The 24,840-nt window shown below is 67.8% G+C and carries 23 protein-coding genes; 14 read left to right on the top strand and 9 right to left on the bottom strand.

The window, feature by feature from the left end:
* The first annotated feature begins 44 nt into the window (after window positions 1-44).
* From ELQ92_RS11645 to ELQ92_RS11620, 6 genes are all read left to right on the top strand, one after another.
* A complete protein-coding gene (locus ELQ92_RS11645; RefSeq protein ID WP_128499588.1) occupies window positions 45-1,562 on the top strand; it encodes an ABC transporter substrate-binding protein in 1,518 nt (505 codons plus the stop codon).
* A gap of 76 nt (window positions 1,563-1,638) precedes the next feature.
* The gene (locus ELQ92_RS11640) at window positions 1,639-2,580 is read left to right on the top strand and encodes an ABC transporter permease (protein ID WP_128499181.1); all 942 of its coding nucleotides are present in this window, start codon (window positions 1,639-1,641) and stop codon (window positions 2,578-2,580) included.
* Entirely contained in the window at window positions 2,577-4,379 is a 1,803-nt protein-coding gene (locus ELQ92_RS11635) for a dipeptide/oligopeptide/nickel ABC transporter permease/ATP-binding protein (RefSeq protein WP_128499179.1), read from the top strand. Before ELQ92_RS11640 ends, ELQ92_RS11635 begins: the two co-directional genes overlap by 4 nt.
* Entirely contained in the window at window positions 4,376-5,239 is an 864-nt protein-coding gene (locus ELQ92_RS11630; RefSeq protein ID WP_128494814.1) for an ATP-binding cassette domain-containing protein, read from the top strand. Before ELQ92_RS11635 ends, ELQ92_RS11630 begins: the two co-directional genes overlap by 4 nt.
* Entirely contained in the window at window positions 5,236-7,680 is a 2,445-nt protein-coding gene (locus ELQ92_RS11625; protein WP_128499177.1) for a beta-glucosidase family protein, read from the top strand. Before ELQ92_RS11630 ends, ELQ92_RS11625 begins: the two co-directional genes overlap by 4 nt.
* Window positions 7,677-8,645 carry an alpha/beta hydrolase gene (locus tag ELQ92_RS11620; RefSeq protein WP_166426777.1) on the top strand — a complete coding sequence of 323 codons (969 nt, stop codon included), beginning with the start codon at window positions 7,677-7,679 and terminating at the stop codon, window positions 8,643-8,645. The genes ELQ92_RS11625 and ELQ92_RS11620 overlap by 4 nt, the downstream gene beginning before the upstream one ends.
* A 15-nt stretch (window positions 8,646-8,660) precedes the next feature.
* Here ELQ92_RS11620 and ELQ92_RS11615 read toward each other — a convergent pair whose 3' ends face one another.
* The 7 genes from ELQ92_RS11615 to ELQ92_RS11585 form a co-directional block, all read right to left on the bottom strand.
* On the bottom strand, window positions 8,661-9,821 hold the full coding sequence (locus tag ELQ92_RS11615; RefSeq protein ID WP_128499173.1) for a serine hydrolase domain-containing protein: 1,161 nt from the start codon (window positions 9,819-9,821) through the stop codon (window positions 8,661-8,663).
* Window positions 9,822-10,012: 191 nt separating this feature from the next.
* Complete coding sequence (locus tag ELQ92_RS11610) at window positions 10,013-10,921, bottom strand: ABC transporter substrate-binding protein (RefSeq protein WP_128499171.1); 909 nt, start codon at window positions 10,919-10,921, stop codon at window positions 10,013-10,015.
* Window positions 10,918-11,619: an ABC transporter permease gene (locus ELQ92_RS11605; RefSeq protein WP_128499169.1), complete on the bottom strand. Its 702-nt coding sequence runs from the start codon at window positions 11,617-11,619 to the stop codon at window positions 10,918-10,920. Before ELQ92_RS11605 ends, ELQ92_RS11610 begins: the two co-directional genes overlap by 4 nt.
* Complete coding sequence (locus ELQ92_RS11600; protein ID WP_128499167.1) at window positions 11,619-12,263, bottom strand: ABC transporter permease; 645 nt, start codon at window positions 12,261-12,263, stop codon at window positions 11,619-11,621. Before ELQ92_RS11600 ends, ELQ92_RS11605 begins: the two co-directional genes overlap by 1 nt.
* Window positions 12,260-13,072 (bottom strand): ABC transporter ATP-binding protein, encoded by an 813-nt coding sequence (locus ELQ92_RS11595; RefSeq protein WP_128499165.1) that lies wholly within the window; start codon window positions 13,070-13,072, stop codon window positions 12,260-12,262. The genes ELQ92_RS11600 and ELQ92_RS11595 overlap by 4 nt, the downstream gene beginning before the upstream one ends.
* Window positions 13,069-14,052 (bottom strand): zinc-binding dehydrogenase, encoded by a 984-nt coding sequence (locus tag ELQ92_RS11590; RefSeq protein WP_128499163.1) that lies wholly within the window; start codon window positions 14,050-14,052, stop codon window positions 13,069-13,071. Before ELQ92_RS11590 ends, ELQ92_RS11595 begins: the two co-directional genes overlap by 4 nt.
* Window positions 14,049-14,495, bottom strand: a complete 447-nt coding sequence (locus ELQ92_RS11585) for a MarR family winged helix-turn-helix transcriptional regulator (RefSeq protein ID WP_128499161.1) — start codon at window positions 14,493-14,495, stop codon at window positions 14,049-14,051. The genes ELQ92_RS11590 and ELQ92_RS11585 overlap by 4 nt, the downstream gene beginning before the upstream one ends.
* Before the next feature lie 89 nt (window positions 14,496-14,584).
* On the opposite strand from ELQ92_RS11585, the gene ELQ92_RS11580 reads away from it, so the two are divergent.
* The 5 genes from ELQ92_RS11580 to ELQ92_RS11560 all read left to right on the top strand — a co-directional run bounded on the left by ELQ92_RS11580 (window position 14,585) and on the right by ELQ92_RS11560 (window position 18,161).
* Window positions 14,585-15,034 carry a MarR family winged helix-turn-helix transcriptional regulator gene (locus ELQ92_RS11580; RefSeq protein ID WP_208004358.1) on the top strand — a complete coding sequence of 150 codons (450 nt, stop codon included), beginning with the start codon at window positions 14,585-14,587 and terminating at the stop codon, window positions 15,032-15,034.
* 70 nt (window positions 15,035-15,104) lie between these two features.
* A complete protein-coding gene (locus ELQ92_RS11575) occupies window positions 15,105-15,389 on the top strand; it encodes a putative antibiotic biosynthesis monooxygenase (protein ID WP_128494805.1) in 285 nt (94 codons plus the stop codon).
* A 69-nt stretch (window positions 15,390-15,458) separates the two neighbouring features.
* Window positions 15,459-16,067, top strand: coding sequence for a cysteine hydrolase family protein (locus ELQ92_RS11570; RefSeq protein WP_128499159.1), 609 nt, complete (start codon window positions 15,459-15,461; stop codon window positions 16,065-16,067).
* Window positions 16,068-16,253: 186 nt separating this feature from the next.
* A complete protein-coding gene (locus ELQ92_RS11565) occupies window positions 16,254-17,357 on the top strand; it encodes an NAD(P)-dependent alcohol dehydrogenase (protein ID WP_128499157.1) in 1,104 nt (367 codons plus the stop codon).
* A gap of 18 nt (window positions 17,358-17,375) precedes the next feature.
* Window positions 17,376-18,161, top strand: coding sequence for a (S)-acetoin forming diacetyl reductase (locus ELQ92_RS11560; RefSeq protein ID WP_128494802.1), 786 nt, complete (start codon window positions 17,376-17,378; stop codon window positions 18,159-18,161).
* A gap of 56 nt (window positions 18,162-18,217) precedes the next feature.
* Here the strand turns inward: ELQ92_RS11560 and ELQ92_RS11555 are convergent, their stop codons facing one another.
* Both ELQ92_RS11555 and ELQ92_RS11550 read right to left on the bottom strand, forming a co-directional pair.
* A complete protein-coding gene (locus ELQ92_RS11555; RefSeq protein WP_208004356.1) occupies window positions 18,218-18,898 on the bottom strand; it encodes a helix-turn-helix domain-containing protein in 681 nt (226 codons plus the stop codon).
* Window positions 18,899-18,926: 28 nt separating this feature from the next.
* On the bottom strand, window positions 18,927-20,453 hold the full coding sequence (locus ELQ92_RS11550) for an APC family permease (protein WP_208004354.1): 1,527 nt from the start codon (window positions 20,451-20,453) through the stop codon (window positions 18,927-18,929).
* 188 nt (window positions 20,454-20,641) lie between these two features.
* On the opposite strand from ELQ92_RS11550, the gene ELQ92_RS11545 reads away from it, so the two are divergent.
* From ELQ92_RS11545 to ELQ92_RS11535, 3 genes are all read left to right on the top strand, one after another.
* The gene (locus tag ELQ92_RS11545; protein WP_166408927.1) at window positions 20,642-22,123 is read left to right on the top strand and encodes an APC family permease; all 1,482 of its coding nucleotides are present in this window, start codon (window positions 20,642-20,644) and stop codon (window positions 22,121-22,123) included.
* Window positions 22,124-22,138: 15 nt separating this feature from the next.
* A complete protein-coding gene (locus ELQ92_RS11540) occupies window positions 22,139-22,672 on the top strand; it encodes a hypothetical protein (protein ID WP_128494798.1) in 534 nt (177 codons plus the stop codon).
* 65 nt (window positions 22,673-22,737) lie between these two features.
* The gene (locus ELQ92_RS11535) at window positions 22,738-24,663 is read left to right on the top strand and encodes a primary-amine oxidase (RefSeq protein ID WP_208004352.1); all 1,926 of its coding nucleotides are present in this window, start codon (window positions 22,738-22,740) and stop codon (window positions 24,661-24,663) included.
* Window positions 24,664-24,840 lie beyond the last annotated feature (177 nt).

The raw sequence follows: 24,840 nt of genomic DNA, 5'->3' as shown, positions 1-24,840 counted from the left end.
CAGAGGTGGTCACCGACGATCGCCCATGACGAACAGGACCGATGATGATCCGTTTGAAGGCCACAGCCGTCGTCGCCGCGGTCGCCGTTCTCGCCCTCGCCGGGTGCGCGACGACCGAAGAGCCGGGCGGTGAGACCCAGTCCGCCGTATTCGGACAGATCCTCGCCCAGGGCACGTTCGATGTGACGCAAGCCGAGTGGGGCAACCGCGCGCTCTATTACCAGGCCGTTTACGACACTCTCCTCGAGGGGAGGTCCGACGGGACCGTCGGCCCCTACCTCGCGTCTGACTTCTCTTACAACGACGACAACACCGAGCTCACTCTCACCATTCGAGACGACGTGACCTTCACCGACGGCAGCGACCTCACCGCGGAGATCGTGCAGCAGAACCTCCAGCGCTTCAAGGACGGTGGTGGTGCCTACGCCGGCGACCTCGCGAACGTGGAGACGATCGAGGCCACGGACGACTCGACCGTCGTGCTCACCCTGAGCGCACCCGACCCCGCCCTGACCAGCTACCTGAGCCGGGAGGCCGGCCTCATCGCGGCGCCGTCGACGTTCGATGCCGAGGACGCCGACACGAACCCCGTCGGATCCGGTCCCTACGTGCTCGATCTCGGCGCGACCGTGACGGGGACCTCCTACGTCTTCACGAAGAACGAGGACTACTGGAATCCGGACGTCCAGCACTACGACACCATCACCATGAACGTCCTCTCGGACCCGACGGCAGCGGTGAACGCGTTGAAGGCGGGCGAGATCAACACGCTCGTGCTGGCCGACAACAACAACCTCGACCAGGTCGAGGGGGCCGGCTGGACCATCCAGGCCAGCGAGCTCAATTTCCAGGGTCTTCTCCTGTTCGACCGTGGGGGAGAGCTGAACCCGGCGATGGGCGACGTACGCGTCCGCCAGGCGATCAACTACGCGCTCGACCGAGAAGGACTGCTGGAGGCGCTCCAGCTCGGGAACGGCACCGTGACCACGCAGGTCTTCAAAGCGACGAGCGAGGCCTACGACCCCGAGCTCGACAGCTACTACGAATACGACCCGGAGAAGGCAAAGGACCTCCTCGCGGAGGCGGGTTACCCGGACGGGTTCGAGCTCTCCATGCCGAGCACGGTGGTCCTCGGCGCGGCTCAGTTCCCCCTCATCGAGCAGCAGCTCGCCGACGTCGGCATCGATGTGACCTTCACCGACACTCCCGTCGAGAACTACATCGCCGACATGTCCGCTGCCAAGTACCCCGCGGCACCCATGCAGCTCGAGGCCAACGCCGACTGGCAGCTCATCCAGTTCATGATCTCGCCGACCGCTCCGTTCAACCCGTTCCACTACGAGGACGAGACGACGGCGGCCCTCATCTCCGAGATCCAGACCGGGGACGTGGCGACGCAGGTCGAGAAGGCGAAGGAGCTCAACCGCTACATCGTCGAGCAGGGCTGGTTCGCGCCGTACTACCGGGTGAGCGCCGGCTTCGCGCACGACGCGGAGACCGACGTGACGCTCAACCCGACCAACATGGTGCCCTCGATCTACGACATCAAGCCCGTCGGCTGATCCGCCCGCCGGGGACGGGTCAGCGCCCGTCCCCGGCCTCGTCCTCCCTTTCCATCCACCCCACCAGGGACACGTCATGATCCGCTTCATCCTCCGACGGCTGCTCGTCGGCCTCGTGCTCGTGGTCGCCGTTTCGGCGCTCGCCTATGCGCTGCTCTATGCGAACAGCGACAACATCGCGCGCCGCATCCTCGGTCAGAACGCGACGACCGAGCTCGTGGCGCGCAAAACCGCCGAACTCGGCCTCGACCGCCCGCTCTGGCAGCAGTACTCCGACTGGCTCGTCCATGCGGTCCAGGGTCAGTTCGGTCGTTCGTGGTTCACGGGCGAGCTCGTCGCGACCGGAGTCACGAGCAGACTCTCCGTCACTCTGTCGATCGTGCTCGGTGCCACGATCCTCTCCGCCGTCGTGGGGGTCGTCCTCGGCGTGCTCGCCGCGACGCGAGGCGGATGGGTGGACCGTCTCGTGCAGTTCGTCTCGATCCTCGGGTTCGCGATCCCCGGCTTCCTCGTCGCTCTCGGCCTCGTCCTCGTGTTCTCGTTGCAGCTCGGGCTCTTCAAGGCCACGGGCTACGTGCCGCCGACGTCGTCCATCGCGGGGTGGCTCTCGTCGGTGACGCTCCCGGTGGTCGCCCTCGCGCTCGGCACCATCGTCGTCGTCGCACAGCAGGTGAGAGGTTCCGTCGCTGACGCGCGGGAGCGCGACTACGTCCGCACCCTGCGGAGTCGCGGTCTGAGCTCACGGCGCGTCGTCGCGCGACACGTCCTCCGGAACGCCGCCGGGCCCGCGCTCGCGGTCCTCGCCGTCCAGTTCGTCGGACTCCTCGGCGGGGCCGTCATCGTCGAGCAGATCTTCGCGATCCCGGGACTCGGACAACTCGCCGTCAGCTCGACGGTGAAGGCCGACATTCCCATGGTCATGGGGCTCGTCATGGCGACGGCCGTACTCGTCGTTCTCGTCAATCTCGTGATCGACCTCGCGCAAGCAGCGCTCAACCCCAAAGTCAGGCTCTCGTGACCGAATACGCCGCGGCCCCCGTCGTCGCACCGACCCTCGCCCGCCAGTCCCTCTTCCGACGCCTCCTCCGCAACCCGGTCGCGGTGGCCGCTCTGGCCTTCCTCGCGGTCGTCGCCGTCGTCGCCGTCGTCGGGAGGTGGATCGCACCGGTGGACCCGACGCTCTCCTCGCTGCAGCTCGTCGTCGCCGACCCGAGTGCCGCGCATCCCCTTGGAGGGGATTCGGCGGGGCGCGACGTACTCTCGCGGCTTCTCAGTGCGACCCAGATCAGCATCGCGGGAGCGTTGCTCGCCCTCGTCGTCGCTCTCCTCGTTGGCGTCGTCGGAGGACTCATCGCCGGATACTACGGCGGTCTCTTGGATACCGTGTCGTCCTGGCTCACGGCGATCGTGATGGCGCTGCCGGCGATCGTCGTCCTCCTCGCCGCGCGAGCGGCTCTCGGGCCGTCGATCTGGGTATCGATGGCGATCTTCGGCGTCCTGCTGTCGCCGGCGTTCTTCCGCCTGGTGCACGTCTCCGTCCGGGCGGTCCGCGACGAACTCTACGTGGACGCCGCGCGCGTGGCAGGATTGAGTGATGCGCGCATCATCGGCCGTCACATCCTCGGGGTCGTCCGAGCACCCATCATCATCCAGTCGGCCGTCCTGCTCGGAATCGCGATCGCGGTCCAGTCCGGCCTCGAATTCCTCGGGCTCGGTGACCAGGCGGTCCCGACCTGGGGAGGCATGCTGAACGACGGCTTCGCCCAGATCTATCGGGCCCCGGTCCTGATGCTGTGGCCGTCCCTCGCCATCGGGCTCACGAGCATGGCTCTCGTCCTCGTGGCGAACGCCGCGCGTGACGAGCTCGAGCGGTCCGCCCCGCGACCTCGTGCTCGGCGACGACCGGCAGCCGTGTCCGACACTCGAGCCGACCGCCCCGCCACGATCGTGCACCCCGACGACAGCCGAGCGCTGGTGACCGATCCGGACGTGCTTCTCCGCGTCCGCGACCTCGTTGTCGCGTACGACCGCGAGGGCGGCGGATCGACCCAGGTCGTGAAGGGCGTCGATCTCGACGTCCGAAGCGGTGAGGTGCACGGGCTCATCGGCGAGTCCGGATCCGGCAAGACGCAGACGGCCTTCGCGATCCTCGGCCTGCTCTCCTCCGGAGGTCACATCGAAGCCGGCTCCATCGAGTTCGCCGGAGACCGCCTCGACGAGGCAGGGGAGGGCTCGTATGCACGGGTGCGTGGCCGCCGGATCGCCTATGTACCGCAGGAGCCGATGTCGAACCTCGATCCGTCGTTCACGATCGGCAGTCAGCTCGTCGAACCGCTGAGAGTCGTCCTCGGTCTCTCGCGAGGGGAGGCGAGGAGTCGTGCCCTCGCACTCCTCGAGCGCGTCGGCATCCCCGATCCGGCTCACGCCTTCGCCGCCTATCCTCACGAGATCTCGGGTGGCATGGCGCAGCGGGTGCTCATCGCCGGCGCCGTCTCCTGCGACCCCGAACTCGTGATCGCCGACGAACCGACGACGGCGCTCGACGTCACGGTTCAGGCCGAGGTCCTCGACCTCCTCCGAGATCTGCAACGGGAGAGGGGGATGGCCGTCCTCATCGTGACGCACAATTTCGGGGTCGTCGCCGACCTGTGCGACCGTGTGTCCGTCATGCAGAGCGGCCGGATCGTCGAGAGCGGACCGGTCGATGCCATCTTCGACCACCCCGAACACGAGTACACCTGCTCTCTGCTCGGAGCCATCCTCGAGGACGGCGACGCCCGGAAGCCGCTCGAATCCCACAAGGAGATCACCCGATGACCGCATTACTCACGATCGAGGACCTCGTCGTCTCGTACCCGAAGAAGGGCTTCCGCGCTGCTCCCTTCCGGGCGCTCAAGGGCGTCTCACTCGACATCCGACCGGGGGAGACGATGGGCCTCGTGGGTGAGTCGGGGTCCGGCAAGACGACACTCGGACGAGCCGTGCTGGGTCTTGCGCCGGTTGAATCGGGCTCCATCCGCTTCGACGGCCGCGAAATCAGCGGTCTCTCCCGCCGCGAACGGAGAGCGCTGAGCAGTGACATCCAAGTGGTCTTCCAGGATCCGTACAGCTCTCTGAACCCGTCGATGACGATCGGCAGCATCCTCAGCGAGCCACTGAGCGCCCGGGGCGTCTCCGAGTCGGACGCTCGAGGCCGTGTCGCCGAGCTTCTCGACGACGTCGGCCTCCCCAGCGACGCGGCACAACGACGAGCGCGTGATTTCAGCGGCGGTCAGCGCCAGCGGATAGCGATCGCACGGGCCTTGGCCCTCGAGCCGCGACTGGTCGTCTGCGATGAGCCCGTCTCCGCCCTCGATCTCACGACGCAGGCCCGAGTCCTGGATCTCTTCATCGAGATCCAGGAGCGGACGGGCGTCGCGTACCTCTTCATCTCCCACGACCTGTCCGTCGTCCGCCACGTCAGTCACCGGGTCGCCGTCATGTATCACGGCGAGATCGTCGAGGTGGGGAACGGCGATCAGGTCACGGCGCGACCGGTGCACCCGTACACGCAGCGGCTCTTCATGGCCGCGCCCGTCCCGCACCCGCGCCGCCAGGAGGTGCGCCGCGTCGAGCGGCGTCGACTGATCGACGCGCAACGCACGCCGTCGGAGACGACCTCGGCGGCCGCGCTGTGAGCGCGATCGAGGAGCGGATCCGGTCCCTGGTCGCCGAGCTCACGCTCGATGAGAAGGTCGTGCTCGTCTCGGGAGCGAGTTTCTGGTCGACGGCGCCCATCGAGCGGATCGGGTTGCGCGCGATGATCCTGTCGGACGGTCCGTCCGGAGTCCGGGGCCCCGTCTGGGACGAACGACGTCCGTCGGCCAGTCTCCCTTCCGGTTCCGCTCTGGCCGCATCATGGGACCCGGCGCTCGCGTACCGCTACGGTGCCGTCGCAGCGGGGGAGGCCCGCCGGAAGGACGTCGACGTCGTCCTCGGGCCCACCATCAACCTGCACCGCTCCCCACTCGGCGGTCGCCACTTCGAGGCGTTCAGCGAGGATCCGTTGCTCTCGGGCGTGTTGGCCGCCTCGTACGTCCGCGGTCTTCAGGACAACGGCGTCGCCGCCACGCCGAAGCACTACGTGGCCAACGACTCCGAAACCGATCGCTTCACGGTGGATGTGCGGCTGAGCGAGAGCGCTCTGCGGGAGCTCTACCTCCTCCCCTTCGAGCTCGCCGTCGAAGCGGGCCCCTGGGCCCTGATGGCGGCCTACAACTCGATCGGCGGCGTCACGATGACGGAGAACGCCCTTCTCTCGGATCCGCTGTCGACGGAATGGGGGTTCGACGGCGTGGTCGTCAGCGACTGGACGGCGGTGCGCAGCCTCGAGGCCGCGCGCGCCGACACGGATCTGGCGATGCCGGGTCCGTCACCCGCATGGAGCGAGTCACTCACGCGCGCCGTCATCGACGGTACCGTGTCGTCCGACGCCGTCGATCGGAAGGTGCATCGACTGCTTCGCCTCGCCCACCGGGTGGGTGCGCTCGCGGGTTCCGACCCCGTCTTCCCCATCGAGATCGACGTGAGCGCATTCGCTCGCGAGGCGGCGGTCGAGGGGGCCGTCCTCCTCACGAACAACGACGAGCTTCCGTGGGACGGTTCCGCGATCTCGACGATCGCCGTCATCGGTCATCACGCGCGGTCTCCGCGAACACAGGGCGGTGGGAGCGCGACGGTCGTGCCGGCCTACTCGACCACGCCGCTCGAATCCGTCCGCGCGGGACTCCCGCACGCTGCCGTGTCCTACTCGCAGGGCGCGGTCGTCTCGGAGGGGGTCGAGGCGTTCCCGCTCGACCGTCTGTCGAATCCCTACACCGGGGAGGCCGGCATCCGCGTCACTTTCTTGGACGATGAGGGCGCGGAGATCTTCTCCGAGGACCGGTTCTCGTCCGCCCTCGTCTGGTTCGACGGAGATGTGCCGCTCGGGCGAGCGAAGACCATCGTCGTCGAGACCACCCTCATGCCGGAAGCCGATGGGCAGGCGGCGATCGGTTTCGCCTCCTCCCGTTCCGGGCGGATCTACGTCGACGGCGTACTCGAACTCGAGGCGCATGTCGAGGTGGACGGCGACGATGTCGGGATCGGGCTCCTCTCTCCGCCGTCGGCGACGACCCTCATCACGAACCGGGGAGGCATCGAGCGAGTGATCAGGGGAGAATTCGACGTCTTGCCGGACGACCCGTTGCCCGGCGCGGCGTCTGTGACCCTCGGATCGGCACCGCTCCCTCAGAGCGCTGACGTGTTGATCGCGGAGGCCGTGGCGAACGCCCGTGCCGCCGACGTCGCTCTCGTGGTCGTGGGCACGAACGAGAAGGTGGAGTCGGAGGGCTTCGACCGGACTTCTCTGTCGCTGCCGGGCCACCAGGACGCGCTCGTTCACGCCGTGGCGCGCGCGAACCCGCGCACGGTGGTCGTCGTGAACGCCGGCTCGCCCGTGCTCATGCCCTGGCGTGACGAGGTGTCCGCGGTCCTGCTCGGGTACTTCGGGGGCCAGGAGATGGGAGCCGCGATCGCCGACATCCTCCTCGGAGTCTCCGAACCGGGGGGTCGCCTCCCGACGACGTGGCCGGCGGCGGAGAGCGACGTCCCCGTGCTCGACGTCGCACCGGTCGACGGGACTCTCGCCTACGACGAGGGGGTGAATGTCGGCTACCGCGCCTGGCTCGCCTCCGGCCGTAAGCCGGCGTTCCCCTTCGGCTGGGGCCTCGGCTACACCGAGTGGTCCTTCAGGTCGGTTCGCGTCGAGGGCTCGATCGCTGACGACGACCTCGCCGTGATCGTCGATGTCGAGAACATCGGGCGACGTGACGGCAAGCTCGTCGTGCAGGTGTACGCGGAGCGGTCCGAAGGCGACCCCGACGGCCCCGTCCGGTGGCTCGTCGGATCCGGCATAGCACGGGAAGCGGTGGGCTTCTCCGGCCCGGTACGTGTTCCCGTCCGTGCGCGCTCCGTGTCCCGATGGGACGCTGGTCTGTCGTCGTGGGTCGTGCGGACCGGGCCACTGACCCTGCGCATCGGATCGAGCGTCGTCGACCTTCCGATCACGGTCGTACTCGAGAACGAGAGCATCTCGTGACGGGGAGTGAGGACGCTTCGGCTGCGGCCGACGACGGCCGGGACCGGTTCGAGATGCTTCTCGGGATGCTCCCCGCCGAGGACCCGAGGCGCGACATCGACACCGCGTCGCTCGTCGGTCGGTTTCCGCACCTCAGCGATGTGCGGATCCGCGATGTCGAGTTCGCCGGGTCGGACGGGGCCGTATGCGGCCGCGTGTACACGGGTCCGACGGCGTCCGGATCCGGGCTCGTGTGGGTGCACGGAGGTGCCTTCATCTCGGGCAGCCTCGACATGCCCGAGTCGCACTGGGTCGGTATGGAGCTCGCGGCCCGCGGGATCCCGGTCCTCGCGCTCGACTATCGCAAGGCGCTCGCCGGGGTGTCGCATCCGGCCCTCTCCGACGACGTCCTCACGGGATGGCGGGCGGCTGCGACGGACGAGGGCCTGCTGGGCGTCGCCGCCCGCGACCTCCACCTCGGGGGAGCGAGCGCAGGCGCCAACCTCGTGGCCGGAGTCGCCGTACGCGAGCGCGACGCCGGGGGCGCTCTTCCCGCGTCGCTCCTGCTCTTCTACCCCGTCCTGCACGACAGGGTGCCCGCGCCCGGACCCGCAGCGCGAGAGGCGGCCATCGCGGTGCCCCCGGAGCTCCGGTTCAGCCCGCAGTTCATACGAGCGGTCACCGAGAACTACGTCGGGGCATCGGGCAGCACCGCCGACCCCGTCGCATTCCCTGCGCACGCGCGCCTCGACGGTCTCCCCCCGACCCTCATCGTCAACGCGGAGGCCGACGACCTCCGGCCATCCGGTGAGGAGTTCGGCTCCCTGCTCGCCGACGCCGGCGTCTCCGCGGAGACGATCTTCGAACCGGGGACGGTTCACGGGTATCTCGATCACCCCGGGCTCCCGGAGGCCGTCGCGAGCATCGGCCGTATCGCGGCGCGCATCATGGGGTCGTCGCCGGCCGACGGGTCCTCGCGCGGCTGAGGGGCGAGTCGCCGCTCACACGTCCCGGACGCAGGAGCGGATGGTCTGCGACAGGGTGATCGCCTTCGGGTCGGCGCCTCCCGGGAGCTGCATGGGGGTCGGGATGTACCCGAAGGCGAGGTCGTGGAGCGGATCGGCGAAGGCGAGCGCGCCGCCGGCACCATCGTGCCCGAAAGCGCGATAGCTTCCGAAATCCATCGCCGGGTGGGGTTTCATGAAGCCGATCCCGAAGGACGTCGTGAAGCCGAGCACACGGTCGAGCCCGAACGCGTGCTGCCTGCTCATCTCGGCGATCGTCTCGGTCGAGAGCAGGGGAGCCGTCGAGTCGTCACCGAGAACCGCTGCATAGACGGCCGCGAGACCCCTCGCCGAACCGACACCTCCGATCGACGCGATGCCGGCGGCACGGACCGCACGATTGTTCGGGCCCATCTCGCCGGCCGTCGGGGGAAGGCTCGAGTGGAGGACGTTGAACGCGAGCGCCTGAAGTCCGTCGCTCGAGGGGGGCGGAGGGACCTCCGCATCTGGTGGCACGACGGCCGGGAGCGCAGCGCGGTAACGGTATTCCTCGGAGGAGGGGACCCCGAGGTGGAAGTCGATTTCTCGGGGGGCGCGGATCTCCGATTCGTAGATGCTCTGCAAGCTCCGTCCCGAGACGCGACGCACGAGTTCCTCCATCAGTACGCCGATGGTGATCGCATGGTAACCGTGCGCCGAGCCGGGCTGCCACAGCGGCGGGTGAGCGGCGATCTTCGCAGCTGCGAGCGACGAATCGACGAGTTCGTCGACGGTGAAGCGCTCGGGGACCCCCACGATTCCAGCCCGGTGCGAGAGTGCCTCCCTCACGGTGATGGCGGCCTTCCCGGCCGCTCCGAATTCCGGCCAGTACTCGGCGACGGCCGCGTCGAGTCGGAGCTGCCCACGCGTGACGAGGAGACCGACGACCGTTGCCGCGATCCCCTTCGTGACCGAGAAGACCCCCGTGATGGAGTCGCTCTCCGTACCCCGACCGCCGACGAGATCGACGACCGTACGACCCCGCCAGATGGCCGTCACCTGAGCGCCGTACCCGGGATCGACGCCGAGCATGCGCTCGAACTCGTCGCGGACGCGCTCGAATGCGGGTTCGACGTGCCCTCGCGCCCGAGCCTTGGCAGGTACCGTCGTGTCGCTCATCGTGTTCCTCCTCGTCGCTGAACAGGTGACGGAGCACTCGCACTCGCGAGCGTCGGTCCGTTTTAAAACATAGTGATCGCTAGGTTTTGGCGCCAGAGCCAGAGCCAGAGCCAGAGCCAGAGCGGACGGGGCCAGAGCCAGAGCCAGAGCCAGAGCGGATGGGGCGGACACGTCGTCCGCCCCATCCGAGTTCATGACAGCGGATTGTCCTCGAGCCACCGCTCCGCGATGGACGCGGCCGGGGCCTCGTCGTCGACGCTCTCGGTGTTGAGGGCGACGAGACCCTCCGGAGTCAGGGCCGCACTCACGGCGTCGATGATCTCCTCAGCGCCGTCGTCGATCGCGTCGCTTGCGATCGGCACGACATGCGAGGCGAGGAAGAGCCCCTTCGTGTCCTCGAGGGCCACGAGGTCGTTCTTCTCGATGGACGGGTCCGCCGTGTAGATGATGGCGAGTTGGATGTCCCCATCCTGCAGCGCCTTCACGGTGAGGGGGCCTCCGCCGTCCTCGATGGGGGTGAAGGACACGTCGACCCCGTAGGTGGCGGCGAGTCCCTTCGGGCCGTTGGGCCGGTCCTCTCCCTCCGAGTTCCCACCGAGCGTGAGCGGCTCGGTGACCTTCGCCAGGTCGTCGATCGTGGCGAGGTCGTACCGATCCGCGAACTCACGCGTCACGACGTACGCGTCCTGGTCGGTGGCGGCTGACTGCTCCAGCACGCGGAGCCCGTCCGGGGCCGCCTCGGTGAGGGCCGTGAAGACGTCGTCCTCGAGCCGGGCCGTGGTGTCCGGCACCCAGTACTGCAGGAGCGGACCGGTGTACTCGGGGAAGAGGTCGATCGAGCCGTTCTCGATCTCCTCGACGTAGACCTCGCGCTGGCCGATCCGGAGGTCGCGCTCGACCGTGTATCCGCCCTGCTCGAGCGCTTGCGCGTAGATCTCGGCGATGATCTCGTTCGAGTAGTAATCCTGCGAGCCGACGACGATCGCGTCGTCACCGGAGTCGCCGCCGTCGAGATCGCCGGTGCTCGCGCAAGCGCTGAGGGTCACAGCGGCGACGGCCGCGAGGGACACGAGGCTGAACCTCCGGGTGCGAGGGGTCATGATGGGTTCCTTTCGAGGGGGATGGTCGTGGTCTGGCGGTCGGATCGAGGGGCTCTGGAGCGGCTCTTCATCAGGAGCGCGAACGATCCGTCGAGCAGGAGGGCGAGCGCGATCACGAGGAGCGACCCGGCGATGAGCTCGGGATAGTCGCGGCTCTTCAACCCGGAGAAGATGTAGCGCCCGAGGCCTGTGTCGGACGTGTAGGCGGCCAATGTCGCCGTGGCGACGACCTGTAGCGTGGCCGACCGGATGCCGCCGACGATCACCGGAAGGGCCAGCGGCAGCTCGACGGATCGGATGATCTCTGCCTCGGACATCCCGACGGAGCGAGCGCCGTCGACGGCCTCCGGATCGACGGCCTGCACGCCGGCGTAGGCGCCGGCGAGGAGAGGTGGTGCCGCGAGCACGAGGAGCGCGAGTACGGGTGCTCCGAGCCCGATCCCGAGGGCGAGACCGAGGAGGGTCAAGAGGCCGAGCGTGGGGATCGCGCGGGCGGCTCCGGCGAGGAGGGCGACGGCGGTGGTCCAGCGGCGGGTGTGCCCGATCATCACGCCGAGAGGAAGCGCGATCCCGGCGGACAGGGCGACCACCCCGATGGTCACGCCGAGATGTTCGAATAGGCGCTGCAGTGCCCCGCCCTGCTGGGTCCACGACTCGGGCGTCAGCAGCCAGGAGAAGGCCTGGAGGAGGAGTTCCATCAGCGAGCCTCCGCCGCTCGTGCCCAGGGCGTGAGCGCTCGCCCCGCGAGGATGCAGATTCCGTCGAGGACGAGGGCGATGAGGACCGTGACGATCAACCCGGCAGCCACCTCTGCGACGATCCCGCGCTGGAATCCGTCGGTGAACAGCGTGCCGAGACTCGGGATGCCGATGACGGAACCCACGGTGACGAGACTCACGGTGCTCACGACCACGACCCGGAGCCCCGCGAGCATCACGGGAATCGCGAGGGGGAGGTCGACCGACCAGAAGCGGTGCCACGTCGAGTAGCCGATGGCCGTCGCGGACATGCGCGCCTCGAGAGGGACGGACGAAAAGGCGTCCGCAGCGGAGCGCACCATGATCGCCGTGGCATAGACGGTGAGGACGATGATCGCGTTGGCGCTCGAGCGGATGCCGATGCCGAGGACGACCGGAACCAGCACGAAGAGGGGAAGGGAGGGGATCGCGTAGAGCACGCCAACGAGCGCGAGTGCCGGATCGCGTGCCCATCTCAGGCGTTGCGCAGTCCAGCCGATCGGGACGGCGATCACGAGGCTCAGGAGGATGGCGGGGACCGCGAGCGCGAGGTGCGCCACCGTCAGCTCGAGGAGGGAGCCGACGTTCTGGTTGAGCCACTTCATCGTTCGAGTGTTCCGATGGGACGGCCGGAGGCGTCCGTTACGACCTCGACTCCTGCGGCGTCGGCGAGCCGCAGCCGACGTTCCGGACGGTCGACACCGACGAACTCCGCGACGAACGCGTTGGCCGGACGCGTGAGGATCTCGGTCGGCGTTCCGCGTTGGGCGATCGCTCCGTGCGCGGCGACGATGATGATCTCGTCGGCGAGGGCCAGTGCCTCGTCGATGTCGTGGGTGACGAAGAGGATCGTCTTTCCGAGAGTGCGTTGCAACTCCCGCAGCTCATGCTGCAACGAGCGCCTGACGATGGGGTCGACCGCGCCGAACGGTTCGTCCATGAGGAGGATGTTCGGGTCGGAGGCGAGCGCTCTGGCGACGCCGACCCGCTGTTGCTGACCGCCGGAGAGCTGCGCGGGGAACCGTGACGCGAGGTCGCGGTCGAGCCCGACGGTGTCGAGCATCGTGAGCGCCCGCTCACGGGCATCCGGGCGGGTTGCGCCGTTGAGCCGCGGGACGATCGCGATGTTCTCGACGACCGTGCGATGCGGCAGGAGGCCCCCCGACTGGAGGACGTAGCCGATGGATCGTCGCAGCCGCACCGGGTCCATCGTCGTGACGTCGACGTCGTCGATGAGGACGCGTCCCGACGTCGGGTCGACCATCCGATTCACCATGCGCAGGAGGGTCGTCTTTCCCGAGCCGGAGGACCCCACGAGGACGACGGTCTTGTGACTCGGCACCGTGAAGGAGACGTCGGCGACGGCCGGCGACCCGTCCGCGTACCGCTTGGTGACCCGGTCGAATTCGATCACCGGTCCGTCACGACCACGAGCTTGCCGGACACGGTGCCGTCCTCCATGTCGCGGTGAGCCTGAACGATGTCGGTCAGTCCGTAGACCCTGCCGATGGGAACACGGGCGTGTCCCTCGGCCACCGCGTCGATGAACTCCTGGAGGACGTCCGCGGGCAGATCGCTCGCCTCGCCGCTGTAGGCGGTCAGGCGCACACCGTTCGGGATGAAGTCGATGGGGTAGAAGTCCTCGACCGTCCAGTCGTCCGCGACCATCCCCGTGAAGCTCACCGTGGCGAGCTTCGCCGTGGCGCGTAGCGTGTCGCGCAGGGTCGTCGCTCCGACGAGCTCGACCGCGCCGCCCACTCCCTCCGGCACGATCTCGCGGACGGTGTCCGCGATCAGTCCGGTGTCGATCACGACGTGGTCAGCGCCTGTGTCGCGCAGGAGATCGCTCTTGGCGGCGTTCCTCGTCGTGGAGATCACGGTGAGTCCCCGTCGCTTCGCGATGACGGCGAGCGCGAGCCCGATCGACGACGTTCCGCCGCGGATGAGCAGGCTCGACCCCGGAGCGGGGTCGACGACCGTGAGGGAGCCATTGGCCGTCTGGAGCATCTCGGGGATCGCGCCGAGCGTCGCCCAGTCGAGGTCGCTCGTGAAGGGAATGACGGTCGACGCGGGCACGAGGACGAACTCGGCATAACCGCCGTCGAAGTTCCGTCCCATCCCACCCATCACGGCGGCCGCCTTCGTACCGACGGCGAACTCACCGCCGGGAGCCTCGACGACCTCTCCCGTCGCCTCGATGCCCGGGATGCGGGGGAGGGAGCCGAAACTGCCCATTCCGCGTCGGAAGTGGAGCTCCGAGCGATTGAGGCCGAACGCGTGGACACGGAGGAGCACCCAGCCGGGACGGGCCGACGGGCGAGGGAGGTCGGTGACCCGCAGAACCTCAGGGCCACCGAACTCCGTGAGCTGCACGGCTCGCATCATGGCGGTCATCGCCCGACCGCCTCTCGACTGGTCACGGCACGTGTCAGAGCGTCGAGGGAGGCGGTCAGGTTCTCGATGTCCGCTCGGCTCTCGGGCGGGAGTATCTCCGCGATGGCGGCGTCGAAGGCGGCTTCGCTCGCCGACACGGAGGTCTCTCCGTCTGCTGTCAGGCGGATGAGCGAGCTGCGACGGTCGGTCGGGTGAGGTGAGCGGAGAACCAGGCCGTCCGCGACCAGCCGATCGACGAGCTTGCTCGCCGCTCCGACGGTGATGCCGAGATCGCTCGCAAGATCCTGCACGCGGGCCTCACGTCGCCGAGAGAGTGCCCGAAGGAACTCGAGGCGACCGAGGCTGAGGCCGCTTCGAGCGACGATCTCCCTGTCGATGGTGTTCCAGAGCACCGTCTCGTGCGTGACGAGCGCCGAGAAGTAATCGCGAAGTATCGTCTTCATGCCAAAAGGATTACATGGAAGATACTTCTATGTCAATGAACGAGCCGCATCTCGGGAGTCGGTCCGCCTTGCGTGGATATGATTACGCCGTGGCGACGAGCGCGGATGACCGACTTCAGTTCTTCGATGTGCTCGTTGCCACGGAGATCGCGCTGTGGACGGCCGTCGACGCGGCGGTCATGGCTGCCACGCAGGTCAATCTCGGTCTTCTGAGCGCCCTCCGGCAGATCGCGGTGCACGACGATCGGGCGCGTGTTCAGGACGTCGCCGATGGCTCGGGGATGACCGTGGGGGCTGCAAGCAAGATCGTCGATCGGCTCGAAAGGGCCGGCTTCGTGCGGCGTCTTCCTCACCCGACGGACCGGCGGTCTTCGCTGCTGGAGATGACCGCGGAAGGGCGCGCGGCCTTGAAGGCGGGGATGAGGGCCGCTCGCGCGGAGTTGGGTCGACGAACCGACACGCTCAGCCCTGATGAGCTCGCAGAGACGACGAAGAACCTCGACGCGCTTCGAGTGGCCTTCGGGGGCCGCGCGGACTGAGTGGCTTGCGCGAGGAAGATGCATTCCGTGGAATAGACTCCTCTGGACGTGACCGTCTGAAGGAGAGTGCGTGGAACACGAAGGCAAGGCCCTCGCGGCCGACGAGACCCATCACCACCAGCCGCCGGCGCCGGGGCTCATCTCCGTCCACGTGCGCGCAGCCGTCACATGGCTGTCGATCTTCCCTCTTGCCATGCTCGGCATGTGGGTGGAGTCGCTCCTCGTGCCATCGTGGTCGATTCCGGTTCGGGCGCTCATGCTCACCATCGTCGTCGTGCCTCTGTCGGTCTACGTGCTCGTCCCCCGACTCCTCCTTCTCGTGCGCTTCGTCGCACGGCGAGGCGCACGGCTGTGACGCGGGAATAATATTCCATGGAATCTAATTGATCCGATGACACAACCCGTATAGAACAGGAGCTCCACCATGAGCAGCACCGAGAGCCGCACGACGGCCATCCTCGTCGTCGATATGCAGAACGACACGATCCACCGCCAGGGCGCTTTTGCCGACAGTGGGGCCGCGGCGCACGCCGAATCCCAGAACGTGATCGCGAACGCGAAGGCTGTCGTAGACGCCGCGCGTTCCGCGGGAAGTCAGATCTTCCACAACCGCATCGTCGTGTACCCCGGGGCCGTCGGTGGAGCGAATGCCCCCGTCTTCCAGATGCTCGCCGGCGGGTCTTTCGCCGTCGGGACTTGGGGTGCGCAGATCGTCGACGAACTCGAGCCGCAGGACGGGGACATCGTGCTGGATCGCAACCGCATGAGCGTCTTCAACGGCACCGCGATCGACACGATGCTCCGCAATCTCGGCGTCACGAAGGTCGTCGTCGTCGGTGCGTGGACGAACATGGCCGTCGAGCACACCGTGCGTGACGCGGCCGACCACGGGTTCGAGGTCACCATCGTGTCCGACGCCACCTCGAGCCTCAGCGCGGAATGGCAGGAGGGTGCACTCGGATTCGGTCTCCTCAACATCGCCACCATCGCCGACACGGCTACCGTCATCGCCTCCTTCGGAGCTGCTGAGTAGCGATTTCTGAACTTCGCCGCGAGCCGCCCGCTCCGGTGATGACGACGAGGCCCGGAGCGTTTCGCGCTCCGGGCCTCGCTGTTCCCTCTCGCATCTATTTTAGGCGTAAGATACTTCCTCGGAAGATTCCTCCGCGGATGACGCCGACGCCCGACGCCGACGTGGAGGCGAAGGGAAAAAGAATCCATGCAGATCACCGCAGCCGTCGCTCGAGAGCACGGCCAGCCTCTCTCCATCGAGACGCTCGAGCTCGACGACCTCCGCGCGAATGAGGTGCGCGTCCGGATGGTATCGGTCGGCGTCTGTCATACCGACGCGATCGTCCGTGACGGTGTCTACCCGACTCCGCTCCCCGCCGTGCTCGGTCACGAAGGCGCTGGCGTCGTCGAGGAGGTCGGCAGTGCCGTCCGGAGCGTCGCGGTCGGAGACCATGTCGTCCTCGGTGCCGCGTACTGCGGATACTGCCGCCGGTGCCGCTCAGGGGAGATGGCGTACTGCGAGAACCTCTTCGCCGAGGACTTCGGGGGTCGTCGCCGCGACGGAAGCACGTCGCTCAGTCGCGACGGGGAGGTCGTCTCCTCGCACTTCTTCGGCCAGTCGGCCTTCGCCACCTACGCGAACGTCGTCGAGGAGAGCGTCATCAAGGTCGACCGCGACGTTCCCCTCGAGCACCTTGGCCCCCTCGGCTGCGGGCTCAACACGGGAGCCGGTACCGTGCTGAACGAGCTGCGTCCGCCCGCGGGCAGCTCGATCATCGTCTTCGGAACCGGCGCAGTCGGTTCTGCCGCGATCATGGCGGCTGGTGTCGCGGGGTGCACGACGATCATCGCGGTCGACATCGTCGACTCCCGCTTGGAGCTGGCACGGGAGCTCGGCGCAACTCACACGATCAACTCGCGTAGCGAGGACGTCGCCGAACAGATCACGGCGATCACCGACGGGCGCGGTGTTGACTTCGCCGTCGACACGACGGCGCGGTCCGAACAGTTGCGAACGGCCGCCGAGGCGCTCGGGGTGCGCGGGACGCTCGCTCTCGTCGGTGCCGCAAAGCCGGGAACGGAGGTCTCGTTCGAGATCGGCAGCTCGCTCGTGAAGGGATGGACGTTCAAGACGGTCGTCCAGGGCAGCTCGGTGCCGCAGGTCTTCATCCCGCACCTCATCGACCTGTGGCGAGAGGGCAAGTTCCCCTTCGAGAAGCTCGTCGGCGAATACGACCTCGAGCACATCAACGACGGCTTCGAGGACTCCCGCAACGGGAGCGTCGTCAAGCCCGTCGTCGTCTTCAAGTAGAAAATGGAGAATGGGGACATGACGCGAACAGACAACGGCAAGGTCGCCCTCATCACGGGTGGCGGGCAGGGAATCGGCCAGGCGATCGCCGAGCGGCTCCACGCGGACGGCTTCAAGGTCGCGATCGCCGACCTCAACACGGCCACCGCAGGGGCGGTCGCCGACGCGCTGGGCGGAAAGGAGGGTGGTGCGATCGCCCTCGAAGTGAACGTCTCGGATCGCGACAGCGTCTTCGCGGCCGTCGACCAGACCGTTTCGGCTCTCGGCGGCTTCGACGTCATCGTCAACAACGCCGGCATCGCGCCGCAATCGCCGATCGAGGACATCACGCCGCAGAGCATCGAGAAGATCTTCTCGATCAACTTCAACGGTGTGGTGTGGGGGACCCAGGCGGCGACCAAGGCATTCCGCGAACTCGGGCACGGCGGGCGCATCATCAGCGCCGCGTCCCAGGCGGGGCACGTCGGCAACCCCGGGATCGCGCTCTACTCGGCGACGAAGTTCGCCGTCCGTGGGTTCACTCAGACGGCCGCCCGCGACCTCGCGCAGTACGGCATCACGGTGAACACCTATGCACCCGGCATCGTGCGCACGCCGCTCATGGAGGATCTGGCGAAGAAGACCGCCGAGTCCGCCGGGCAGCCGGAGGAGTGGGGCTGGCAGCAGTTCACGCACGGGATCACGCTCGACCGGCTCTCCGAGCCCTCGGATGTCGCAGGCGTCGTCGCCTTCCTCTCCGGTCCGGACTCGTCCTACATCACCGGGCAGTCGATCATCGTCGACGGAGGCATGGTCTTCAACTGACCGTTGCCTGAGGACAGAGCGCGCCCTCGACCGTCTCACGACGGGCGGGGGCGCGCTCAACTGAGTAGTGGTGCCAGGTGGTCGGCCGCCCGGAGGAGTTCCTTCGTGATGTCCTCGCGCCGAGCGGCGACATAGTCACGTCCCCCCGCCGCCATGATGACGTTGACGAGAAGCAGGGCAGGGCCTCGAACACCCACCGCGATCGTCGATGTGCCGCGTGGTGAGCTCGCATCGAGTGAGACGGTCGTCGGCCGCTCATGGGTGCTCGCGCGGTCTTGAGCGTCGCCGTCGGGGTCCGAATCGATCTCCGCGAGGAGGAGGCGGCCCGCCGCCGATGCGTTCAGATCGGTGATGCTGCGAGCGCGGTCGACCAGGGGGTGGCGCGCGTCCTCGTCGAGTAGTCGCAAGCGCGTCCCGTACACGCTGAACAGATGTACGGCGATGCCGACGCGACTACGGATCTCTGTCATGGCAGCCGAGACCGCTCGAGTGATTCCGACCGCCGGATGGGCTTCGGCGAGCGCGCCGACACGGCCGCCCAACGCGAACCCGCTGAGATCGCCGAGCCGGACGACATACTCCTCCCTCACGAGCAGGTTGAGGATCCGATAGGTGGTCGCCGGCGAGAGTTGCAGCCGCTCGCTGATGTCACGTGCCGTGACACCGGGGCCCGCCGTGGCGATCTCCTCGAGCACCGCGAGCGCGTGGGCGATGGCGCGCGGTTGATTGTTGTTCACATCGGCGACGGATCGCTCCCGAGGCATATCAGGGCCGAGCGGAGCTGTCGTGCGGTGCCGACCCGAATCGGGCCTCGACGTCGGCGGGGACGAGGTCTGGAATCGACGTCTGGTCGTAGACGCCGACATCGACGATCCCGCGGCTGCGTGCACGGATGACGAAGAACAGCCAGACGGCAGCGAAACCCGCCGTGGGGATGGCGATCGACCAGTCGCCGACCTGGATGTTCCACCCGACGAAGCAGGCGACCACCGTGAGGAGCAGCGCACCGACGGCGTAGGCCATGACGCTCGCTGCGAAGAGGGGTTCGCCGATCCGCCGCCGGAAGCGGGGAAGGAGGAGACACGCGATCGCATACGCCACTCCGCAGCCGACGGCCGACGTCGAGAGGGCCGCGCTGGCGACCGATCGGACGTCCCCGCTCATCGCGGTCGAGAGCTGGGCTGTGATGAAGACGAGAGCCGTGACCGCGACGGCTGCGAGCATCGGCAGCCTGTTCCGCCTGTCTACGCGACCGAATAGCGAGGGGAGGAGGCCGTCTCGGCCGAGGGTGAAGACGAGTCTGATGACACCGTTGAGCGACGCGATGAACGCCGCCAGATAGGACAGCAGGAAACCGACGTTGAGCACCAACACGAGCGCCGGTGAGGTGCCGGGTGAGGCGGGGTGCGCGTCCCCGAGGGAGTCGAATTCGCCGATGATCTCCGCGCCGGCGTACTGGCCGAGGAGGCTGAGGACGAAGATGACCGCTGCGACCCCGACGGACAGCACGAAGGACCGCGGCACGTCCCGGAACGGTCGCCGGGATTCTGCACCCAGGGTCGCCGATGTCTCATAGCCCACGAAGAGCCCGACAGCGACGGCCGCTCCCGCACCCACCGCGGCCGGATCGGTGTCCGACGGGACGATCGGGGGCAGTACCCCCCAGTTCACCACGACGAGGCCGATCATGATCACGACGACGACGAGCACGGCGACGAGTTCCACCACGAGGGTGATACGAGTGGAGGACCGGACTCCGAGCGCGAAGGACGCGATACCGAGCAGCGCCACGATCGTGAGGACGACGGGCGTCCAGGCCGCAGTGTCGACCGACGGAAGCGCGTACCTCAGGAGCACTTCGGCGGCGGATGCAGCACCGACGAGCACGCCGACGGTGATACCCAGGGTTCCGACCAGGAGCGCGGCACCGGCTGCGGTCGCGGACCGGACTCCTCCGGCCCACGCGGCATAGCTGTAGACCGACCCGCTCGTCACCATTCGTCGGGCGTACTGGGTGACCGTCGCCACCACGAGTGCGATGAGGACGAAACCCAGGGCGAGCGAAAGAGTGCTCGCATCGCCGGCGACAGCGAAGAGAGCGACCGGGATCGTCGCCCCCGCCGCCGATGGCGCGACGGCCGAGATGGACTGGCTGAAGAGGTCGAGGGGCCCGACTGACCGGCGGCGGAGGTCGGCGAGGGGCGACCGGCGCAGGATCCGCAGGCGCGGACGAGAGGCGGGCGCTCGGACGAGGACGACGGATTCCCGGATCGACGTCTCGAGATCTCGCATGTCGCGACGCTAGAGCGTCATCGTTACGACGGCGTGTCGAACGGGTTTCCGCCGCACATCGCCGTTCGAGACGCTTCACGTGGACGTCTTGTTGTGAGCGGCCGACTCGACTCGGTGCGGAAACGGGACCGCAACAGGGACGCGCCACAGTGATGACGCCACCCTCACCCGATCGAACAGGCGGAGTCATGTCACCATCACCACAGCATGTCGGCACGGCCGCGGGCGCCTCATCCGAGCCGCTCCCCGGCACTCTCGGAACGGCGACCATCGTCTTCATGGTCGCGGCGGCCGCATCGCCGTTGTCGATCCTCGCGGGAGTCGTGCCTCTCGGCTTCCTCTTCGGCAATGGCATCGGAATGCCGGTCATGTTCGCGACCGCCGGAGCGGTGTTCATCCTGTTCGCCGTGGGCCTCGTGGCGATGGCTTCCCGTGTCGAGCGCTCCGGAGGATTCTTCGTCCTCATCGCGCAGGGGGCCGGCCGCACGGCCGGAGTGGCTGCCTCGTACGTGGCCCTCCTCGCTTACTGGGCCCTCACCATCGGTATCGCCTCCTACCTGGGTTACGTCCTCGCCGTGACGTTCGAGGGCAATCTCGGTCTGGCCGTTCCGTGGTGGGTCTATTCGATCGCGGCTCTCCTCGTGGCCGGTCTCCTCGGTTCGCAGCGCATCGACACCAGTTCGAAGGTGCTGTCGATCCTGTTGATCGCCGAACTCCTCGTCGTGCTGGTGCTCACGACCGTGGTCGTCGTGACCGGGGGTGCTGATGGGCCGTCGCTGCAGCCGTTCGCCCCTTCCGCCATCTTCTCGGGTTCGCCCGCCATCGGGCTGGTCTTCGCCGCGTCCGCCTTCATCGGGTTCGAGGCGACGGTCATCTATCGGCAGGAGGCGCGGAATCCCGCGCGGACCATTCCCCGCGCGACGTATCTCGCTGTCCTCGTCGTCGGGGTGTTCTACGTGGTGTCGGCGTGGATGCTCGTCACGGCGTGGGGACCAGACCAAGCCATCGAGGTGGCCGCCGCCGATCCCGGCTCGATGCTCCTCGCGACGGCGGATCGCTATCTCGGCGGTGCCGGCCGTATCGCCATCGAGGTCCTCCTCGTCACGAGTCTCTTCGCCGCGGTCCTGTCCTTCCACAACGTGCTCAATCGATACCAGCGTTCGATGGCGGGGGCGCGTGTGCTCCCGCGATTCCTCGACCATGTGCACGAGTCAACGGGAGCCCCCCGTCGCGCCGCCGCTGTGCAGACCGCCGCGAGCATCGCCATCATCGCACTGTCCGCTCTTCTCGGTCTCGACCCCGTCGTCCAGATGTTCGCGTGGCTCCCAAGCGTCGCGACGCTGTCGATCCTCGCCCTCATGGCTGTCGTCTCGATCAGTGTGATCGTCTTCTTCCGCCGTCATGCGGGGCCCGAGAGCGCGTGGAAGACCATCGTCGCTCCGGTCCTGAGTCTCGCGGCGCTCGTGGCGACGATCGTGATCGTGGCCGTCTACTTCCCTCTCCTCACCGGGGAATTCGACGCGGCGGGCAATCCGTCGTACGGTCCGGTCAGCATCGTGCTCGTCGGTCTGATCGTCGTCGTCGCCGTCGCGGGAGTCGTCCGGGCGTCGATCCTGCGCTCACGCCACCCGAAGGACTATGCGGCTCTCGCCTCGACCCTGCATGAGTGAGACGGCCCGCGACGCATGATCCTGCACGGCCTCGCCCTGTCGTTCGCCATCGCCGATCTCTTCATCACGGTCATCACCGATCCGCGCGATCGGATCAGCCGCGGCGCCGCGATCCTCGCCACTCTGGCCATGTCGGCGGCGATGGTCGACGGTCTGCTGTTCGGCGGGACCGCCCGTCGGGCCGTCGTCTGGGCTGTAGTCCTCGTCGCGATGGCGATCGGGCTCGCGTTCGCCGGCCGCCTCCGGCGAAACCCCGGTGCGGTCGCGGCGACCGGGCACGGCGCCCTCGAAGTTCCGCTCGGACTGATCGTGATGGCGTTCATCCCGTTCATCTCGCCGGGGACTCCCGGGGTCCCCGCCGACTCCCATGGCGCGCACGGTTCCTCCGCCGACGGAGGACTCCTGACCGCGACGCTCGTCACGGTGGTCGTCGCTCTCGCGCTCCGAATCCTCCGGTCCACTCGCTCGCTCGACCGTTCGAGCCACCCTCTCGCAGCGCGCGTGTGCATGCTGTGCTCCCTCGTGACGATGTTGGCGGCCCCCCATTGAGTGCCCCTGTCCTCGTCCCCGTTTCGACCACCGACCCCACCGAGAACACGAAAGCAGGAATGACCATGAACACGCCCTCCGCGTCGCACCCGCTCGATCCACTCACAGCCGACGAGATCACGGCGGCGTCCGCCGTGGTACGACGGTCGGAGGGATTCCCGTCGACCGCCCGCTTCGTGAGCGTCGAACGAAAGGAACCGACGAAGGCCGAACTGCTCGCGTTCGAGGACGGGCGGCCCGTCGACAGGCGCGCATTCCTCGTCATCCGTGACGTCGAGGGCGCCCGAACACTCGAAGCGGTCGTCTCCTTGGCCTCCTCCTCGGTGGTCTCCCTCGAGCATATCCCCGACGCTCAACCCGGTCTGCTCTTCGAGGACTTCGTCGCGGTCGAGGAGCTCGTCCGGTCGGACCCCCGGTGGCAGAAGGCAATGCACGAGCGTGGAGTCACGGATTTCGACCACGTGATGATCGAGCCGTGGCCGTGCGCCTACCTCGGCGAAGAGGACGCGCCCCGACGTCGCCTTAACCGACCACTGACCTACGTGCGCTATACCGAGGACGAGAACGCGTACGCACACCCGGTGGACAACCTCACGGTCCTCGTCGATCTCGACACGAGGGAGGTCCTGGAGGTCACCGATCACGGAATCGTCCCCATCCCGGAGCGTCCCGCCGAGTTCTGGACGGCGGAGGAGATCGCGAACCCCGAGAACATCCCGACGTTCCCCGGAGCCCGCACCGACGTGAAGCCGCTCGAGATCACCCAGCCCGAGGGGCCGAGCTTCTCGGTGAACGGCCACGAGGTGTCCTGGCAGAAGTGGCGCTTCCGGGTCGGTTTCACGCCCCGAGAGGGTCTCGTCCTGCACCAAGTCGCATACGAGGACCAGGGACGTCTCCGTTCGATCGCCCACCGCATCTCGATCTCCGAGATGGTCGTGCCCTACGCCGACACAGCGCCGACGCAGATCCGTAAGGCCGTCTTCGACGGAGGCGAGGACGGCCTCGGCAAGAATGCAAACAGTCTCGAACTCGGATGCGACTGCCTGGGAGAGATCCGCTACTTCGATGTCGCTCTGGCGGACTCCTCCGGCACCGGCGAAGTCGTCACCAACGCGATCTGCCTCCACGAGGAGGACGCGGGGGTCATGTGGAAACACACCGACCTGCGCACCGGACGAAGCATCGTCCGGCGTTCCCGGCGGCTCGTGATCTCCCAGTTCATGACGCTCGCCAACTACGACTACGGCTTCTACTGGTACCTCTACCAGGACGGCACGATCGAGTGCGAGGTGAAGCTGACGGGGATCATGTCCATGGGTGCGTTCGTCGAGGGGGAAACGCCGCGGCACGGCGCCCGTATCGCCCCCGGGCTCTATGCTCCGCATCATCAGCACTTCTTCAACGCACGACTCGATATGGCCGTCGACGGACCCCGGAACACAGTCGTCGAGGTGGACAGTCGGGCGCTTCCGCTGGGCCCAGAGAACCCCTATGGGAACGCGTGGGAGACGGTGTCCACGCCGCTCGTGAGCGAAGCGAATTCGGGTCGGGACCTCGATTTCGCCGCGGCTCGTGCGTGGAAGATCGTGAACCCCGAGCGAGTCAATGTCGCCGGAGACGCCGTTTCCTACAAAGTCATGCCCGGCGAGAACGCCCAGCACCTCCTCCATCCCGACGCGCCGGTCCTCTCCCGGGCGGGCTTCTTGAAGCACCAGTTGTGGGTGACGCAGTACGACGAGAAGGAGCGGTTCGCCGCGGGCGACTATCCCTATCAGAGCCCGGGCGGCGAGGGGCTCCCCAGCTACGTCGCGCAGGATCGTCCCCTCGAGCAGGAGGACGTCGTCGTCTGGTACACGTTCGGCGTGCACCACATCACCCGCACGGAGGACTGGCCCGTCATGCCCGTGCACCGGACCGGCTTCTCGTTGAAGCCGAGCGGCTTCTTCGACGGCAATCCCGGAGTCGGTCGCAGCATCGTGCGCACACCATGACCACGCAGTAGATGGAGGGCACACGCACGCCGGGCACTGATCGCCGATGCGGGAGTCGGCGACCGGGACGACGCTACAGAGAGCCGTCGTCCCGGTCGCCGATGGTGCTCGGCTCGTCGTGCGCCGCGGAGGCGAGCATCTTTCCGTCCGGATCGAGTCTCGTCAGGAGAGCGGCGG

It is taken from the genome of Labedella populi, assembly GCF_004078655.1.
In the GTDB taxonomy this organism is placed as follows: domain Bacteria; phylum Actinomycetota; class Actinomycetes; order Actinomycetales; family Microbacteriaceae; genus Labedella; species Labedella populi.
This window is presented reverse-complemented; position numbering and strand designations above follow the sequence as displayed.

What these genes read in the sequence shown, in the direction of transcription:
- ELQ92_RS11645 (WP_128499588.1), top strand. Translation starts at nt 45, where the DNA reads ATGATCCGTTTGAAGGCCACAGCCGTCGTCGCCGCGGTCGCCGTTCTC.
- ELQ92_RS11640 (WP_128499181.1), top strand. Translation starts at nt 1,639, where the DNA reads ATGATCCGCTTCATCCTCCGACGGCTGCTCGTCGGCCTCGTGCTCGTG.
- ELQ92_RS11630 (WP_128494814.1), top strand. Translation starts at nt 4,376, where the DNA reads ATGACCGCATTACTCACGATCGAGGACCTCGTCGTCTCGTACCCGAAG.
- ELQ92_RS11615 (WP_128499173.1), bottom strand. Translation starts at nt 9,821, where the DNA reads ATGAGCGACACGACGGTACCTGCCAAGGCTCGGGCGCGAGGGCACGTC.
- ELQ92_RS11610 (WP_128499171.1), bottom strand. Translation starts at nt 10,921, where the DNA reads ATGACCCCTCGCACCCGGAGGTTCAGCCTCGTGTCCCTCGCGGCCGTC.
- ELQ92_RS11605 (WP_128499169.1), bottom strand. Translation starts at nt 11,619, where the DNA reads ATGGAACTCCTCCTCCAGGCCTTCTCCTGGCTGCTGACGCCCGAGTCG.
- ELQ92_RS11600 (WP_128499167.1), bottom strand. Translation starts at nt 12,263, where the DNA reads ATGAAGTGGCTCAACCAGAACGTCGGCTCCCTCCTCGAGCTGACGGTG.
- ELQ92_RS11590 (WP_128499163.1), bottom strand. Translation starts at nt 14,052, where the DNA reads ATGACCGCCATGATGCGAGCCGTGCAGCTCACGGAGTTCGGTGGCCCT.
- ELQ92_RS11585 (WP_128499161.1), bottom strand. Translation starts at nt 14,495, where the DNA reads ATGAAGACGATACTTCGCGATTACTTCTCGGCGCTCGTCACGCACGAG.
- ELQ92_RS11570 (WP_128499159.1), top strand. Translation starts at nt 15,459, where the DNA reads ATGAGCAGCACCGAGAGCCGCACGACGGCCATCCTCGTCGTCGATATG.
- ELQ92_RS11565 (WP_128499157.1), top strand. Translation starts at nt 16,254, where the DNA reads ATGCAGATCACCGCAGCCGTCGCTCGAGAGCACGGCCAGCCTCTCTCC.
- ELQ92_RS11560 (WP_128494802.1), top strand. Translation starts at nt 17,376, where the DNA reads ATGACGCGAACAGACAACGGCAAGGTCGCCCTCATCACGGGTGGCGGG.
- ELQ92_RS11550 (WP_208004354.1), bottom strand. Translation starts at nt 20,453, where the DNA reads ATGCGAGATCTCGAGACGTCGATCCGGGAATCCGTCGTCCTCGTCCGA.
- ELQ92_RS11545 (WP_166408927.1), top strand. Translation starts at nt 20,642, where the DNA reads ATGTCACCATCACCACAGCATGTCGGCACGGCCGCGGGCGCCTCATCC.
- ELQ92_RS11540 (WP_128494798.1), top strand. Translation starts at nt 22,139, where the DNA reads ATGATCCTGCACGGCCTCGCCCTGTCGTTCGCCATCGCCGATCTCTTC.
- ELQ92_RS11535 (WP_208004352.1), top strand. Translation starts at nt 22,738, where the DNA reads ATGAACACGCCCTCCGCGTCGCACCCGCTCGATCCACTCACAGCCGAC.